Raw genomic sequence first — 14,252 nt, forward strand, 5'->3', positions numbered from 1 at the left:
CATGGTCAGTATCGACGTACACAACGCCTCCGTCGACTTCCCGATCTTCGACGCCAAGACGCGTTCGCTGAAGAAGGCCGTCCTGGGCAAGGTGGGCGGCAAGATCGGCACCGAGGCCCGGGTGCCGATCATCGAGGCGCTGCACGACATCACGCTGAGCCTGCGCGACGGCGACCGGGTCGCCCTGGTCGGGCACAACGGCGCGGGCAAGTCCACGCTGCTGCGGCTGCTGTCCGGCATCTACGAGCCGACCAGGGGCACCTCGGAGATCAAGGGCAAGATCGCCCCGGTCTTCGACCTCGCGGTCGGCATGGACCCGGAGATCTCCGGGATGGAGAACATCTTCATCCGCGGCCTGTTCCTGGGGATGACCCGCAAGCAGATGCAGGAGCGGGTGGAGGACATCTCCCACTTCACCGAGCTCGGCGACTACCTGCACCTGCCGCTGCGCACCTACTCCACCGGCATGCGGGTGCGGCTGGCGCTGGGCGTGGTCACCTCCATCGACCCGGAGATCCTGCTGCTCGACGAGGGCATCGGCGCGGTCGACGCGGCGTTCATGGCCAAGGCCCGCGACCGGCTGGTCGACCTGGTCCGCCGGTCGGGCATGCTGGTGTTCGCCTCGCACTCCGACGAGCTGCTGTTCGAGCTGTGCAACACGGCCATCTGGATGGACGAGGGCCGGATCAAGATGCACGGCGACCTGCGCGAGGTGCTGACGGCCTACAAGGGCCGCGATCCGCTGGAGCAGATGAGCCCGGAGACCCTGGAAAGGCTCGGCGAGACCCGATGACTCGGTTGCAGGCGGGTGCGGTGGTGGCCGTGGTGGTCACCCGGCACCGGCGCGCACTCCTGTCCGACTCCCTCAAGATGATCGCGGCGCAGACTCGGCCGCCGGACCACCTGGTCGTGGTCGACAACGGCCCGGACGACTCCGCCGAGGACGTCGTCGAGGCGTGCCCGCTGCCCACCACGTACCTGCAGTCGCACCGCAACCTGGGCGGCGCGGGCGGCTTCGCCCTGGGCATGCTGCACGCCCTGTCGATGGGCGCCGACTGGCTGTGGCTGGCCGACGACGACGGCCGCCCGGCCGACGAGACCGTGCTGGCCACCCTGCTCGAGGTCGCCGAACGCCGCGGCCTGGCCGAGGTGTCCCCGATGGTCACCAACATCGACCACCCCGACCGCCTCGCCTTCCCCCTCCGCCGCGGCCTCACCTGGAAGCGCGAAGCCAACCAACTCGGCGACGACTTCCTCCCCGGCATCGCCTCCCTGTTCAACGGCGCCCTCTTCCGCGCCGACACCCTCGACGTAGTCGGCGTCCCCGACTACCGCCTCTTCTTCCGCGGCGACGAGGTCGAGATCCACCGGCGCCTGGTGCGCTCGGGCCTGCCGTTCGGCACGTGCCTGCGCGCGGCCTACCTGCACCCGGACGGCAGTGACGAGTTCAAGCCGATGCTGGGCGGGAAGCTGCACGCGCAGGACCCGGACAACGTGGTGAAGCGGTATTACACGTATCGAAATCGCGGGTATTTGCTGTCGCAGCCGGGCATGCGGAAGCTGGGCATGCTTGAGGTGTTCCGGTTCGGGCTGTACTTCTTGGGCACGAAGCGCGACCCGAAGGCTTTTGTCGAGTGGCTGAAACTGGTGCGGCGGGGACAGCGGGAGCGCTTCTTCCGGCACTGAGCGCTCTATGGCACTAGTGGGTTGTCCACAACGTGCTCACCTGTCCACAGGCACGCTTCTCTGCTGCCATTCTGTTGGCACGCCTCGATAGGATGGAAATCGGGGGATCCCGGGGTAGATGATCTTCGGCTCGTCGCTTCGCGCCTTGCATCGGATCCTCGCCTCGGCTGCGCCATCGGGCCCGGTCGCGAGTTAACTGCCAGCTCGATGTGGTGGACCTGTTTTGCGTCAATACCGTTGACTTAGCCCGGCGTGGAGTTTTGGGCATGTTGTGTGGGTGTCGGTATGATGCGGGCCATGGTTGATCGTGGTCGCTTTGTCGATGGGATCTCGTTGGGTGTTCTTACGCGGGTGTTTCCGCGGGATCTTGTGGATGAGGTTGTCGCGGAGACTGGTTGCGGGGAGCGTCGTATTCGTCTGTTGCCTGCTCGGGTTGTGGTGTACTACGTGTTGGGGTTGTCGTTGTTCTTTGGTGATTCGTATGAGGAGGTGATGCGGAAGCTGGTTAATGGGTTGAGTTTTCTCGGCACATGGAAAGAGGGGTGGCAGGTTCCCACACCGGGTGCGATATCGAGGGCTCGGCAACGTTTGGGTGCGGCGCCGTTGCGGGCGTTGTTCGAGCGGGTGGCGGTTCCGCTGGGAGGCCCGGGGACGCGGGGGTCGTGGTTTCACGGGTTTCGGGTGATGGCTGTCGACGGGGTTGTTCTTGATATTCAGGACACGCCGGAAAATGTCGCTGTGTTCGGGGCGAGGCGCTCCGGTGGATATCCTCAGGTCCGGGTCGTGGGTATCGGCGAGTGCGGGACGCACGCGGTGGTCGGCGCGGCGTTGGATGGGATGTCGGTCGGTGAACGGGAGTTGTTGCTCCGGTGTTCCGACGTGCTGGAGCCGGGCATTTTGTTGCTGGCGGACAGGGGATTCTACGGCTACGACGTGGTGTCCCACGTGGTCGACACGGGCGCTGACCTGCTCTGGCGTGTGAAGGACGACCTGATCTTGCCCGTGCTCGAATGGCTCCCGGACGGTTCTTATGTCGCGGAGTTGCTGCCGTCGAGAATCCGGGAAAGAATGACCGCGTCCTCGCGTCCGGCCCGCGCCGACGAGATGTCCATTCCGGTTCGTGTCGTGGAGTACATGGTCACGAATCGCGGCGAGTCCGAGACGATCCGACTGGTGACGTCCATCGCTGACCACACCCTCGCTCCGGCGATCGAACTCGCCGAACTCTACCAGCAGCGGTGGGAGTTCGAGATCACCTTGGATGAGATCGAGACCCATCAGATCGCGGGATCGCGCGTACTCAGATCACGACTTCCCGAACTTGTCGAACAAGAGATATGGGCGACACTGCTCACCCACTACGCCATTCGACATTTCATGGTCGACGCCGCCGACGATCTCGGCGAGGACCCCGACCGACTCTCCTTCATCCGCACCATCCGCGTGGTCCGCCGACAAGTGACGAACCAAGCGGGTTTTTCCCCCTGAACGCCTGAAGGCCGCGATCACCGACACACTCGCCGAGATCGTACGACACCTCAACCCACGGCGAAGAAACCGCCACAATCCGCGCGTCATCAAACGCTACACCATCGGCCAGAAACGAATCAGAAGACCGCACCACCGACAAACGAAATACCCCGGACCGCCGACGATCCACGTCTTCGGAGCAGTCTAAGTCAACGGCATTGTGTTTTGCGTGGGGCCCCTACGACAGCCGTGGCAGGACCGCAAAGCAGAGGCCGAAAAGCATGGCCCTGTCCGCGCAGGAACGCTACGACTGCCGCCACCCCACACAAAACAGGTCCACCCCATCGAGCAGATGGCACCAGCGACTTCCGGGATCGGTGGCCGGGCTGGCGGGGTCGACTCGGTGGGCTGGGGTGGCACCGGCGGCTTCTGGGAGCGGCGGCCAGGGTGGCGGGGCTGGCTCGGCGGGCTGGGTTGGGTTGGGTGGGCTGACTCGGTGGGCTGGGATGGCACCAGCGACTCCGAGTGTCCAATGGTCGGCAATGCCGTCGGAGTCGGGTGGTTGGGCTGGCGGGGTTGGCTCGGTGGGTTGGGGTGGCACCGGAGCTTCCGAGTGTCCAGTGGCTGGGTTTGGTGGTCGGGGTAGGGCGGCTGGGGTGGCAGCAGCGGCTTCCGATGGGTTTGGCACCAGCGGCCTCGTGCGAGCGGTGGCTGGGCTGGGTGGGGTTGGCCCGGGGCGCTGGCTTCGAATTGTGCGGTCGAGCAGGCCAGCCTGGGGCGGCACCAGCGGCTTCTGCGGGCGGTCCCCGAGCTGGCGCCAAAAGGCTTTCGGGCGCTACTCCGCGTTGTGTTCCAGGCGGGAGAGGCGTTCTTCGTAGCGGGCCACGAGGCTGAGGCGGGTGCGGATTCGGGCGTGTTCCTCGCGGATTTCCTCCACCAAACCGGCCATCGGGGCGTCTGTGGTGGTGGGCCTGGTGGTGTGGTGTTCGAGGGTGGCCACCCGGGGTTCCAGGGCGGCTACCTGCGCGGCGATGCGGCGGTGTTCGCTGTTGAGCCAGTTCACCGAGTCCTGCAGTTGCTCCAGCTGCCGGGACAGGTCGTCGAGTTTGGGGGTGAGGTCGGCGCGTAGGGCCGTGATCTCGCCTTCCACCTCGGTGCCGACGGCGGCGGCTTCGGTGCGGGCTGCGTCGTAGACGCGGCGCCAGAGGGGGGAGAGGGGGTTCATGGGAGGAGTTCGATTCTGCCCGTGGTGGACCAGTGCTGCAGGAGGGTGGCTTCGGCGGTGAGCCGGTGTTCCGGGGTGACCGCGACCGGGGGGCCCCAGGCGTGCGGGAAGGTGGTTTGGGCTGGGGCGTCGATGATCGAGGTGCCGGTGAGCAGCACCCGCGCGTCGGGGAACAGTTCGGTCACCAGGTAGGTGGCCAGGGTGCCGGTGGTGGGCCAGGTGGGGGTGGTGGAGTCGAGGCCGAGCAGGGTGTTGAGCGCGATGGTGTACTCGTGGTTGGGGATGGGGACGAAGCCGAGGTCGGCGGGCCACCAGTCCGGGATGGTCTCGGGTTCCCAGTGCAGCCGACCGGGTTCCACCAGCAGGTAGAGCCGCGAGGTGTAGTCGGCGAAGGTGTGCGGGCTGGCGATCACGCCCCGGTGCAGGACGACGACGTCGGTGCGGGTGCCCAGGGCTGCCGGGTCGATGGCGAAGCTGGTCATCCGGATGACCAGGTCGCAGGCGTCGATGGCGGCCGAGCGGGCGGGGTCGGGGGGCATGGGGGCGTTGCCGACCACGGCGATGGTGCGCGGCGGCGTCCGGCGCGAGTAGGCGCCGAGCAGGTCGGCCAGCGCTGAAGTGGCAGTCACCGGCTCGCTGAGGAGAATGGTCATGTGGGGGTGGGGGTTGAGGTGTATTAGGCGATCAAGCCTAAGGTCTTGGGCTGTTCAGTGCAGCACGAGAGGACCGTAGTGTGACCGATGTGGTGGCGGTGGTGACCGCCCGTGGTGGCTCCGAAGGCTTTCCGGGCAAGAACTTGGCCCTCTTCCGGGGGAGACCGCTGGTCGCACACGCCGTGGCGACCGCCTTCGAGACCCCGGGTGTCGACCGGGTGGTGGTCACGACGGACGACCCGGCGATCGCGCAAGCCTGTGCTGGCGCGGAGATCGTCCAGCGGCCACCGGCACTGTCCACGCCCGACAGCCGGTCCGTTGACGCTGTCCTGCACGCCGCCGACGACCTCGGGCTGACCGCCGCTGTGATCGTCCTGCTCCAGCCGACGTCCCCGCTGCGCACCGCCGACGACATCGGCGAGTGCCTGCGGTTGCACGGTGACCGCGCGACCGGGTCGGTGGTGCAGATGTCGCCGGAGGGCGGGCACCACCCGTGGAAGGCGTGCGTGGTCGAGGACGGCCGCCTCCGGCCCGCGCGCGACTGGGCGGATCTTGAGGCACCGCGCCAAACCCTGCCGCGGGCGCTGCGGCCGACCGGTGGCGTCTACGTGGTCGGGCTGCACGACCTCAGGGCGCACCGCCGGTTCTTCGTGCCCGAGGTGGTGGCGCAGGTGGTCCCGGCGGCGCGGGCGGTCGACATCGACAGCCCGGCCGACCTGGCCCGCGCCCAGCGGTGACGGCACCGCGGCGGATTACAGGTACTGCCCGGTCCCGCCCGGCCGCAGCGCCGACCCCTCGTCGACCTTGGTGCCCGGCGGCAATCCGCGCCGCATCTGCTCCAGCTGCACCCGCGCGGCCATCTGCTGGGCGAACAGCGCGGTCTGGATGCCGTGGAACAGCCCTTCCAGCCAGCCGACCAGCTGCGCCTGCGCGATCCGCAGTTCGGCGTCCGAGGGGGTGTTCTCCTCGGCGAAGGGCAGCGACAGCCGCTCCAGTTCTTCGCGCAGCTCCGGCGCCAGGCCGTCCTCGAGCTCGGCGATCGAGCGCTTGTGGATCTCCCGCAACCGGTTGCGGCTGGCCTCGTCCAGCGGTGCCGCCCGGACCTCCTCGAGCAGCTGCTTGATCATCGTGCCGATCCGCATCACCTTGGCCGGTTGCTCGACCAGGTCGCCGACCGACTCGGCGTCGGGGTTGTCCGGGATCTTCGCGCTGCCGAGCGGGGAACCGTCGGGGCCGACCACGACCACGTGGTGCGCCTCGTCCGAGCCGGGGGAGGGTTGAGTCACGCGGTCGAGGGTAGTGCCCCACGCGGCACGGGGCTGGCGGGCTCTCGTACGGTGTGGTCATGGCCTTCGACGTCGCTCGTGTTCGCGGGCTGTTCCCGGCGTTGGGCGACGGCTGGGTGCACCTCGACGCCCCGGCGGGCATGCAGGTGCCCGAGCAGGTGGCGACGGCCGTGTCGACGGCGCTGCGGGCACCGGTCTCCGGTCCGGGTGGGGTGTTCCCGGCGTCGCAGCGGGCCGAGGCGATCGTCGACGCCGCCCGCCGCGCGGTGGCGGACCTGGTCAACTGCGACCCGTCGGGTGTGGTGCTTGGCCCCAACACCGCTGTGCTGCTGGCCAGGTTGGCCGAGGCGCTCGGCGACGGCTGGTTGATCGGCGACGAGGTCGTGCTCTCCCGGTTGGACCACCAGGCCAACACCGCGCCGTGGCTGCGGGTCGCGCAGCGCGCTGGCGCGACCGTGCGCTGGGCCGAGATCGACATCGAGACCTGCGAGCTGCCCGCCTGGCAGTACGAGAACCTGGTGTCGCACCGCACCAAGGTCGTCGCCGTCACCTCGGCCTCCGGCGCCGTCGGCACCCGGCCGGACCTCGGCAAGATCACCGAGTGCGCCCGCGCCCAGGACGCGGTGGTCGTGGTGGACGCCTCCGCGTCCGCGCCGTTCGTGCCGATCGACATCCAGGCGCTGGGGGTCGACGTGGTGGCCGTGTCCGCGAGCGCCTGGGGCGGCCCGGCCGTCGCCGCGCTCGCCTTCGCCGACCCCGCGATGCTCGACCGCCTCCCGGCCAGCTCGCTGGACCCGCGCGCGGCGGGCCCGGAGCGGCTGGAGCTGGGCCAGCACGCCTATCCGCTGCTGGCGGGTCTGGTCGCCTCCGTGGACTACCTCGCCGAACTCGACGACGCCGCCTCCGGCACCCGCCGCGAGCGGCTGGCCACCTCGCTCAGCTCGGCCAAGTCCTACCAAGCCGGACTGCTGTCCCGGTTGATCGGCGACCTGCGCGGGCTGCGGCACGTGATGGTCATCGGTGACGCGATGCGCCGCATCCCCGCGTTGGCGTTCACCGTCACCGACGTCAAGGCCCAGGACGCGGTGGTGCACCTGGCCGAGCGCGGCATCTGCGCCTTCGCCGACGACACCCCCAGTGGCGTGTTTGCGACCCTGGGTGTCGGCGAGGTCGGCGGTGCGGTGCGCGTGGGTCTCGCGCACTACACCAATGCCGTTGAGGTGGACCAGCTCGTCGAGGCGCTGGCCGAGCTCAGGGGTTAGCCAGCACCACCTTCCCGAAGACGCCGCCCTCGTCGAGCATCTCGTGCGCCCGCGCGGCTTCGGTGATCGGCAAGACGGTGTGCGTCACCGCGCGGACCCGGCCGTCGCCCAGCATCGGCCACACGTTCGCCACGACCTCGGCGACGATCGCCGCCTTCTCCGCCACCGGCCGCGACCGCAGGCTGGTCGCGGCGATGGTCGCGTTCTTGCGCAGCAGCGCGGACACGTCCAGTTCGGCGGTCGTGCCGCCCTGCATCCCGATCACCACGAGCCGTCCGCCGCGGTTGAGCGCGGCCACGTTGCGCCGCAGGTACTTCGCGCCCATGTTGTCCAGGATGACGTCCGCGCCCACTTCGCGCTCGAACTCACTCTCGCGGTAGTTCAGCGTGGTGTCGGCGCCCAGTTCGGCGCAGCGGTTGAGCCGTTCGGCTGAACCGGCGGTCACCGCGACGGTCGCGCCGAGCGCCTTGCCGACCTGGATCGCGTGCGTACCAATCCCTCCCGCGCCGCCGTGCACCAGCAGCGTTTCCCCCGCGACGAGCCGACCGGTCTGGACCACGTTCGACCACACCGTGCACGCCACCTCCGGCAACCCGGCCGCGTCCACGAGGTCCACTCCGGACGGAACGGGGAGCAGTTGCCCAGCGGGCACAACCACCTGCTCGGCGTAACCGCCTCCCACCAGCAGCGCACACACCTGGTCACCCACATGCCACTCAGTGACACCCTCGCCCAGTTCGGCGACGACGCCGGAGCACTCGAGCCCGGGGATGTCGGTGGTGCCCGCCGGGGGCGAGTACAAGCCCTTGCGCTGCAACAGGTCCGCCCGGTTGACCGCGCTGGCCGCCACCCGCAGCAGCACTTCACCTGGCCCCGGGCGCGGATCCGGCGCGCTCGTCCACCGCAGTACCTCTGGCCCACCGGGTTCGCTGATCGTGATCGCGTGCATACGACAACGGTATCGCCGCCGTCCTACGGTCACAGTCCAACATGAACTCTTGACCGGCGGCGATTTGCGAGTAAGAGTCACGCTCGCCGGATTGCGAGGGTCGGGTCGGGGTCCCGTCATGAGCCGGCACTTTTCACCCCCACGAAGGGAAGTTGCCCATGTCGTCCCCCAGGACATCGGTCCGCGCGGGTGCGCTCCTGCTCGCCGCGTGCGCCGGGCTCGCGTTCTCGGCGGTGCCCGCATCCGCTCAGCAACTGCCGGACGGTCCCGCACTGGCGAAGAACCTGGCCAAGAAGGTCACCGCCAGCGGCATCAACCGGCACCTGATCGCCCTGCAGCGCATCGCCGACAAGAACGGCGGCAACCGCGCCGCGGGTACGAAGGGCTACGACCAGAGCCTCGACTACGTCGCCGGGCTGCTGCGTGGCGCTGGCTTCGAGGTCAGCACCCCGGAGTTCACCTACCCGGTGCAGATCACCGACGCGGCGTTCGCCAACGTCGGCGGCACCAAGGTCGATGCGTTCCCGATGCAGCTCTCGCCGCTGACCCCGGTCGGCGGTGTCTCCGGCGCGCTGGTGACCATCCCGCAGGACGCCACCCCCGGCTGCGAGGCCGCTGACTTCGCGGGCATCGACGTCACCGGCAAGGTCGCCCTGGTCCGCCGCGGCGGCTGCACCTTCAACCAGAAGCAGGCCAACGCCGCCGCCGCCGGCGCGGTCGCGATCCTGGTCGCCAACAACGTCGACGGCCCGCTGCAGGGCGTGACCGTCGGTGAGGGCGCGAAGATCCCGACCGGTGGCATCAGCAAGGCCGACGGCGACACCCTCTTCGGCAAGGGCGGCGCGGCCACCACGGTCGACATGCGCTTCCACACCGAGGAGAAGCCCTCCCGCAACCTGATCGCCGAGACCAAGACCGGCCGCAAGAACAACGTGGTCATGGTCGGCTCGCACCTCGACGGCGTCGACGAGGGCCCCGGCATCAACGACAACGGCTCGGGCAGCGCCGCGCTGCTGGAGACCGCGCTGCAGCTGGGCGCCTCGCCCAAGGTCAGCAACGCCGTGCGGTTCGCCTGGTGGGGCGCTGAGGAGCTGGGCCTGGTCGGGTCGACCAAGTACGTCCAGTCGCTGTCGTTCGAGCAGCAGCTCGACATCGCGCTGTACCTGAACTTCGACATGATCGCCTCGCCGAACGCGGGCTACTTCGTCTACGACGGCGACAACTCCGACGCCGTCGGCGCTGGTGAGGGCCCGTACGGCTCCGCGCAGATCGAGGCCGCCCTGGCGGGCTTCCTCAACGAGACCGGTACCCCCACCGAGGGCACCGACTTCGACGGCCGCTCCGACTACGGTGAGTTCATCGCCAACGGCATCCCCGCCGGTGGCATCTTCACCGGCGCCGAGGGCCTCAAGACCGCCGCGCAGGCCGAGAAGTGGGGCGGCACCGCGGGTGTCGCGTTCGACAAGTGCTACCACTCCAAGTGCGACAACCTGGGCAACCTGGACCGCGTCGCGCTCGACCGCAACGCCGACGCCATCGCCTGGGTGACCGCGTCCTACGCGATCAGCACCGAGGACATCAACGGCGTCCCGCCGAAGAACAACGTCCAGAAGGCCGCCAAGGCCGCCGCCCGCAAGGCCCTGATCTCGGGTCAGGCGAAGAAGGGCAAGGCCGCGAAGGTCTCGCACGCCGCGGTTCGGTAGAAATCGTTATCCGCCGTCATTACGGCATTGGGAGTAAGGGAAGGCCCCGTGGCGACCACGCCACGGGGCCTTTCCGCAGGAGTTGGCCCGTTGCGGGTCCCGAGCACGCGAAGTTGGCAATGAACGGCTCTTGACCTGCGCGCTTCGCCGGGCGAGGGTGGGCCCCACGCCGGAACACGGACCGCTTCGGGGAGGTCACGGTTCGCGGTCGCACCTACCCGTGAACGAGGGGACCTGCATGCCCAAGAGTCAGACGCTACGGGTCGGAGCCGCCATCCTCGCGGCCACCGGCGCGTTGGCGTTCACCACGATCCCGTCCTCAGCGGCGCCCGTCGCGGCCGCCGAGATCCCCGACGGCCCCGCGCTGGCCAAGAACCTGGTCAAGAAGGTGACCGGCGCGGGCGTCAACCGGCACCTCATCGCGCTGCAGCGCATCGCCGACAAGAACGGCGGCACCCGCGCGGCCGGCACGCCCGGTCACGCGCAGTCGGCCGAGTACGTCGAGTCGCAGCTGCTCGCGGCGGGCTTCGACGTCAGCAGGCACTCGTTCCCGTTCACCTTCGTCCAGACGCTGGCCGAGAAGCTGTCGGTGGCCGGTCGGAGCGTGCCGATCTCGATCATGACCTACAGCCTGTCCACCCCGGTCGGCGGCATCACCGCGCCGCTGGCGGTGGTCCCGGTCGACGCGACCCCCGGCTGCGAGGCCGCTGACTACGCCACCCTGAACGTGACCGGCAAGATCGCGCTGGTCCAGCGCGGCGCCTGCTCGTTCGCCGACAAGCAGCGCCTCGCCGCCGAAGCGGGCGCGGTCGCCGCCATCGTCTACAACAACGTCGACGGCGCCCTCGCTGGCACGCTCAGCGACCCGGCCAACGCCAAGATCCCCACCGGTGGCCTCAGCAAGGCCGACGGCGAGGCCCTGGCCGCCGCGTCCAACGGTGCCGCGACGACCGTGGAGCTGCGCGCGCTGCGCGAGGAGCGCACCTCCTACAACGTGATCGCCCAGACCAAGACCGGCCGCAAGAACAACGTGGTCATGGCCGGTTCGCACCTCGACAGCGTGGTGGCCGGTCCCGGCATCAACGACAACGGCTCGGGCAGCGCGGCGCTGCTGGAGACCGCGCTGCAGCTCGGCGGTTCGCCGAAGGTCAACAACGCGGTCCGCTTCGCCTGGTGGAGCGCCGAGGAGCTCGGCCTGGTCGGGTCGAAGAAGTACGTGCAGTCGCTGACCTTCGAGCAGCAGCTCGACATCGCGCTGTACCTGAACTTCGACATGATCGCCTCGCCGAACACCGGCTACTTCGTCTACGACGGCGACAACTCCGACAACGTCGGTGCCGGTGAGGGCCCCTACGGTTCGGCGCAGATCGAGGCGGCGTTCCACTCGTTCCTCAACACCACGGGCACCCCGACCGAGGGCACCGACTTCACCGGCCGCTCGGACTACGGCGAGTTCATCCTCAACGGCATCCCCGCTGGTGGCCTGTTCACCGGCGCCGAGCAGCTCAAGACCCAGGCCCAGGCCGACAAGTGGGGCGGCCTCGCCGGTGTCGCCTACGACAAGAACTACCACGGCAAGGGCGACAACCTCGGCAACATCGACCGCGTTGCCCTCGACCGCAACTCCGACGCCATCGCCTGGGTGACCGCGTCCTACGCGATCAGCACCGAGGACATCAACGGCGTTCCCCCGCGCGCCGCCCGCGCCGACGCCCGCGTCGCCGCCAAGTCGCGGATGCGCGCCCAGCTGGTGCACGAGGACGAGACCGCCGCCGCCCACGGCGCGGGCTGCATCCACGTGAACGAGCTCGCCATCTGATAGACCGCTTTCGAACGAGGCCCCACCGGATTCCCGGTGGGGCCTCGTTTCTTTTGTGATCTTCCGGCGAATTGATCGTCAGCACTCGGGGTGAGTGATCCATTACTGGGGCTGTTCGGTGTGTTTGCCATCTCTTTGACTAATGCTCGGCTTCGGCTACTTTGTTGCGGCACTTGTTTGCTTACCTGGGGATCCAACAATGATTTTTTCCGCGCGCCGTGCTGCGCGAAAGTCGCTGGCTGTGCTGGCGGCCCTCGCGTTCACCGCGACCACGTCCGCCACGGCCCACGCCGAGGAGCCCGCCGCGCCGGAGGCGCGGGTGAGCGAGCAATCACCCGCCGCCCCCGCCCTGGCTGAGCTGGCCCCGGAGCCCGCCGAGCCCGCACCCGCCGTTCCCGCCGTTCCCGCGCCCGCCGAACCGGAGCCCGCAGACCCGGTTCCTGCCGCTCCGGTGAGTGCGCCCGCGAGCCCGGAGCAGCCGGAGGCTGTGCCTGCGCAGCCCACCGTCGCCGCGCAACCAGAGGCGCCGCCCGCGCCCGCTGCCGCCAGCGCTCCGGTGCTGTCGATCTCGGCGACCCCTCCGGCCGCGCCGTTCCTGGTCGGCCAGCAGATCCCGGTCCAGGTGGTCATCACCAACACCGGTGACGCCGACGCAGTCGGGGTGCGGGCCAACGACTACACGCAGTCCGGTTCCGGTTTCTTGGTCAACTCCGACCAGTGGGGCGACCTGGCCTGGTCCAGTCCGCAGGGCGCCACCGTGCCCGCGGGCGACCAGTTGGTGGTCAACCTCAAAGGCCAGGTCCAGGCTTGGTACAACTCTGTGCCCAACGTCGTGTTCACCGTGAGCGCGACCAATGCCCCCGCCGCGGTCACCGCCATCACCATCCCCCTGGTGGACCCGAGCACCAGCACTGACACCGCCGCGGGCCTCGTCTACGGCGACCGCAACGGCAACGGGTCGCCGGACGCGGGTGAGGGGCTCCAGGGCGTCCAGGTCTCCATCTCCCTGGGTGCCCTGAGCCGGAAGACGACGACCGACGCGACCGGCCGGTTCCAGTTCGCCGCTCTGCCACTGGGTTCCTACAACCTGTCCTTCTGGGACGTGCCGGACGGTTGGGTGCTCCCGGGTGTGGTCAGTACCATTGTGGACGGTCAGGGATCCGGTGCGCACCTCCAGTTGCGGGGTGTTCGCCCGCTCAGCGATCAGCTGTCGGCGACCATGAAGTTCTTCAAGCCCGTCTACAACGTCGGCGACCGCGCCGAGTTCGTGGTGCGGCTGCGCAACCGGGGCACCACAGACCTCACCGGCGTCAAGGCCGAGTGCGACCGCAGCGGTGGCGAGGGGCCGGAGCTGCGCGCGGTCGACCTCGGCGACCTCGCGTCGGGCGTGACCGTGCCCGCGGGCGACGACTACATCGCTGTGCTCACCGGCGACGTCTCCGCTGAAGCAGGCGAATACGGTGCCGTCGTCCTCGACTGCGACTTCGGCATCGATCAGGACGACCTGACTGGTCGTCCAATGGCCTCTGTGGTCGCGCGGGTCCCCGCGCCGCCCGCCGACCTGAGCATCGTCCTCTACAACGACCGCAACGAGAACTGGAACGTCGATGCGGGCGAGCCGATCCCGGGCTTGAGCATCAGCCTGGTGGACGCGGTCACCAAGGAGGTCGCCGCCGTGCTCGCCACGGATGCGCGCGGTCAGGTCGTGTTCCGCGGCCTGCCCGCCGGTCCGTACCGGATCAAGGTGCTGGGCCCGTGGAAGCCCGTCTACGGCGACGGTGCCCTGGTGTACGCGGGCGCGTGTGCCAACTGCGCGACCGAAATGGCCTACCCGCTGCTGCCCACCTCCGGCACGCCGAGCCCCGACCCCCAGCCGACCACCCCGCAGCCAACGCCCCCCGCGGTCCCCGTCGAGACCACCACCGTCGTCGACCCCGCGCCGCAAGCCCGGCCAAGCACGGATCTGGCCGACACCGGTGCGAACGTGCTCTGGTTGACCGCACTCGGCGCCCTCGCGCTGCTGGTCGGTTTCGGCGCGACCTTCGCGACCCGCAGGCGATCCGCCTGATCTGATCGCGCACAACGGGCGGCCCTTGCAATCGCAGGGGTCGCCCGTTGTTGAGTTTTCGGGCCAAATTGCCGGGTGCTGGTCGCCGGTCGGCCTTTCGGTTACGGTGCGGAGGAATTGGCTCTTGGCTC

12 protein-coding genes are annotated in these 14,252 nt (G+C 69.2%); 8 read left to right on the plus strand and 4 right to left on the minus strand.

Annotated features, from left to right (window positions below; translation table 11 throughout):
- Position 1 precedes the first annotated feature (1 nt).
- The 3 genes from wzt to JOD54_RS07505 all read left to right on the plus strand — a co-directional run bounded on the left by wzt (position 2) and on the right by JOD54_RS07505 (position 3,174).
- Entirely contained in the window at positions 2-793 is a 792-nt protein-coding gene (gene wzt / locus JOD54_RS07495) for a galactan export ABC transporter ATP-binding subunit Wzt/RfbE (RefSeq protein WP_204449834.1), read from the plus strand.
- A complete protein-coding gene (gene glfT1, locus JOD54_RS07500) occupies positions 790-1,686 on the plus strand; it encodes a galactofuranosyltransferase GlfT1 (protein WP_204449835.1) in 897 nt (298 codons plus the stop codon). Before wzt ends, glfT1 begins: the two co-directional genes overlap by 4 nt.
- A gap of 288 nt (positions 1,687-1,974) precedes the next feature.
- Positions 1,975-3,174 (plus strand): IS4 family transposase, encoded by a 1,200-nt coding sequence (locus JOD54_RS07505; RefSeq protein ID WP_372440395.1) that lies wholly within the window; start codon positions 1,975-1,977, stop codon positions 3,172-3,174.
- Between the two features lie 817 nt (positions 3,175-3,991).
- Here the strand turns inward: JOD54_RS07505 and JOD54_RS07510 are convergent.
- Positions 3,992-4,381, minus strand: coding sequence for a hypothetical protein (locus tag JOD54_RS07510; protein WP_204449837.1), 390 nt, complete (start codon positions 4,379-4,381; stop codon positions 3,992-3,994).
- Complete coding sequence (locus JOD54_RS07515; RefSeq protein WP_239573311.1) at positions 4,378-5,034, minus strand: hypothetical protein; 657 nt, start codon at positions 5,032-5,034, stop codon at positions 4,378-4,380. The genes JOD54_RS07510 and JOD54_RS07515 overlap by 4 nt, the downstream gene beginning before the upstream one ends.
- An 80-nt stretch (positions 5,035-5,114) precedes the next feature.
- Between JOD54_RS07515 and JOD54_RS07520 the strand changes: the two genes are divergently transcribed.
- Positions 5,115-5,771 carry an acylneuraminate cytidylyltransferase family protein gene (locus JOD54_RS07520; RefSeq protein WP_204449838.1) on the plus strand — a complete coding sequence of 219 codons (657 nt, stop codon included), beginning with the start codon at positions 5,115-5,117 and terminating at the stop codon, positions 5,769-5,771.
- A 15-nt stretch (positions 5,772-5,786) separates the two neighbouring features.
- Here JOD54_RS07520 and JOD54_RS07525 read toward each other — a convergent pair whose 3' ends face one another.
- Positions 5,787-6,320 carry a bacterial proteasome activator family protein gene (locus tag JOD54_RS07525; protein WP_204449839.1) on the minus strand — a complete coding sequence of 178 codons (534 nt, stop codon included), beginning with the start codon at positions 6,318-6,320 and terminating at the stop codon, positions 5,787-5,789.
- Positions 6,321-6,379: 59 nt separating this feature from the next.
- Between JOD54_RS07525 and JOD54_RS07530 the strand changes: the two genes are divergently transcribed.
- Entirely contained in the window at positions 6,380-7,582 is a 1,203-nt protein-coding gene (locus tag JOD54_RS07530) for a cysteine desulfurase-like protein (protein ID WP_204449840.1), read from the plus strand.
- On the opposite strand, the gene JOD54_RS07535 is transcribed toward JOD54_RS07530, so the two are convergent.
- Positions 7,572-8,531, minus strand: a complete 960-nt coding sequence (locus JOD54_RS07535; protein WP_204449841.1) for an NAD(P)H-quinone oxidoreductase — start codon at positions 8,529-8,531, stop codon at positions 7,572-7,574. The two genes, JOD54_RS07530 and JOD54_RS07535, sit on opposite strands and share 11 nt — an antisense overlap.
- Before the next feature lie 158 nt (positions 8,532-8,689).
- On the opposite strand from JOD54_RS07535, the gene JOD54_RS07540 reads away from it, so the two are divergent.
- From JOD54_RS07540 to JOD54_RS07550, 3 genes are all read left to right on the plus strand, one after another.
- Positions 8,690-10,234: a M28 family metallopeptidase gene (locus JOD54_RS07540; RefSeq protein ID WP_204449842.1), complete on the plus strand. Its 1,545-nt coding sequence runs from the start codon at positions 8,690-8,692 to the stop codon at positions 10,232-10,234.
- Positions 10,235-10,472: 238 nt separating this feature from the next.
- On the plus strand, positions 10,473-12,053 hold the full coding sequence (locus JOD54_RS07545; RefSeq protein ID WP_204449843.1) for a M28 family metallopeptidase: 1,581 nt from the start codon (positions 10,473-10,475) through the stop codon (positions 12,051-12,053).
- A gap of 199 nt (positions 12,054-12,252) precedes the next feature.
- Positions 12,253-14,121, plus strand: a complete 1,869-nt coding sequence (locus JOD54_RS07550) for an SdrD B-like domain-containing protein (RefSeq protein ID WP_204449844.1) — start codon at positions 12,253-12,255, stop codon at positions 14,119-14,121.
- The last annotated feature ends 131 nt before the right edge of the window (positions 14,122-14,252 follow it).

Source organism: Actinokineospora baliensis (assembly GCF_016907695.1).
In the GTDB taxonomy this organism is placed as follows: Bacteria; Actinomycetota; Actinomycetes; order Mycobacteriales; family Pseudonocardiaceae; genus Actinokineospora; species Actinokineospora baliensis.

Bases quoted from the DNA above. Each gene is read 5' to 3' on its own strand.
- wzt (WP_204449834.1), top strand. From the start codon at position 2: ATGGTCAGTATCGACGTACACAACGCCTCCGTCGACTTCCCGATCTTC.
- glfT1 (WP_204449835.1), top strand. From the start codon at position 790: ATGACTCGGTTGCAGGCGGGTGCGGTGGTGGCCGTGGTGGTCACCCGG.
- JOD54_RS07505 (WP_372440395.1), top strand. From the start codon at position 1,975: ATGCGGGCCATGGTTGATCGTGGTCGCTTTGTCGATGGGATCTCGTTG.
- JOD54_RS07510 (WP_204449837.1), bottom strand. From the start codon at position 4,381: ATGAACCCCCTCTCCCCCCTCTGGCGCCGCGTCTACGACGCAGCCCGC.
- JOD54_RS07515 (WP_239573311.1), bottom strand. From the start codon at position 5,034: ATGACCATTCTCCTCAGCGAGCCGGTGACTGCCACTTCAGCGCTGGCC.
- JOD54_RS07530 (WP_204449840.1), top strand. From the start codon at position 6,380: ATGGCCTTCGACGTCGCTCGTGTTCGCGGGCTGTTCCCGGCGTTGGGC.
- JOD54_RS07535 (WP_204449841.1), bottom strand. From the start codon at position 8,531: ATGCACGCGATCACGATCAGCGAACCCGGTGGGCCAGAGGTACTGCGG.
- JOD54_RS07540 (WP_204449842.1), top strand. From the start codon at position 8,690: ATGTCGTCCCCCAGGACATCGGTCCGCGCGGGTGCGCTCCTGCTCGCC.
- JOD54_RS07545 (WP_204449843.1), top strand. From the start codon at position 10,473: ATGCCCAAGAGTCAGACGCTACGGGTCGGAGCCGCCATCCTCGCGGCC.
- JOD54_RS07550 (WP_204449844.1), top strand. From the start codon at position 12,253: ATGATTTTTTCCGCGCGCCGTGCTGCGCGAAAGTCGCTGGCTGTGCTG.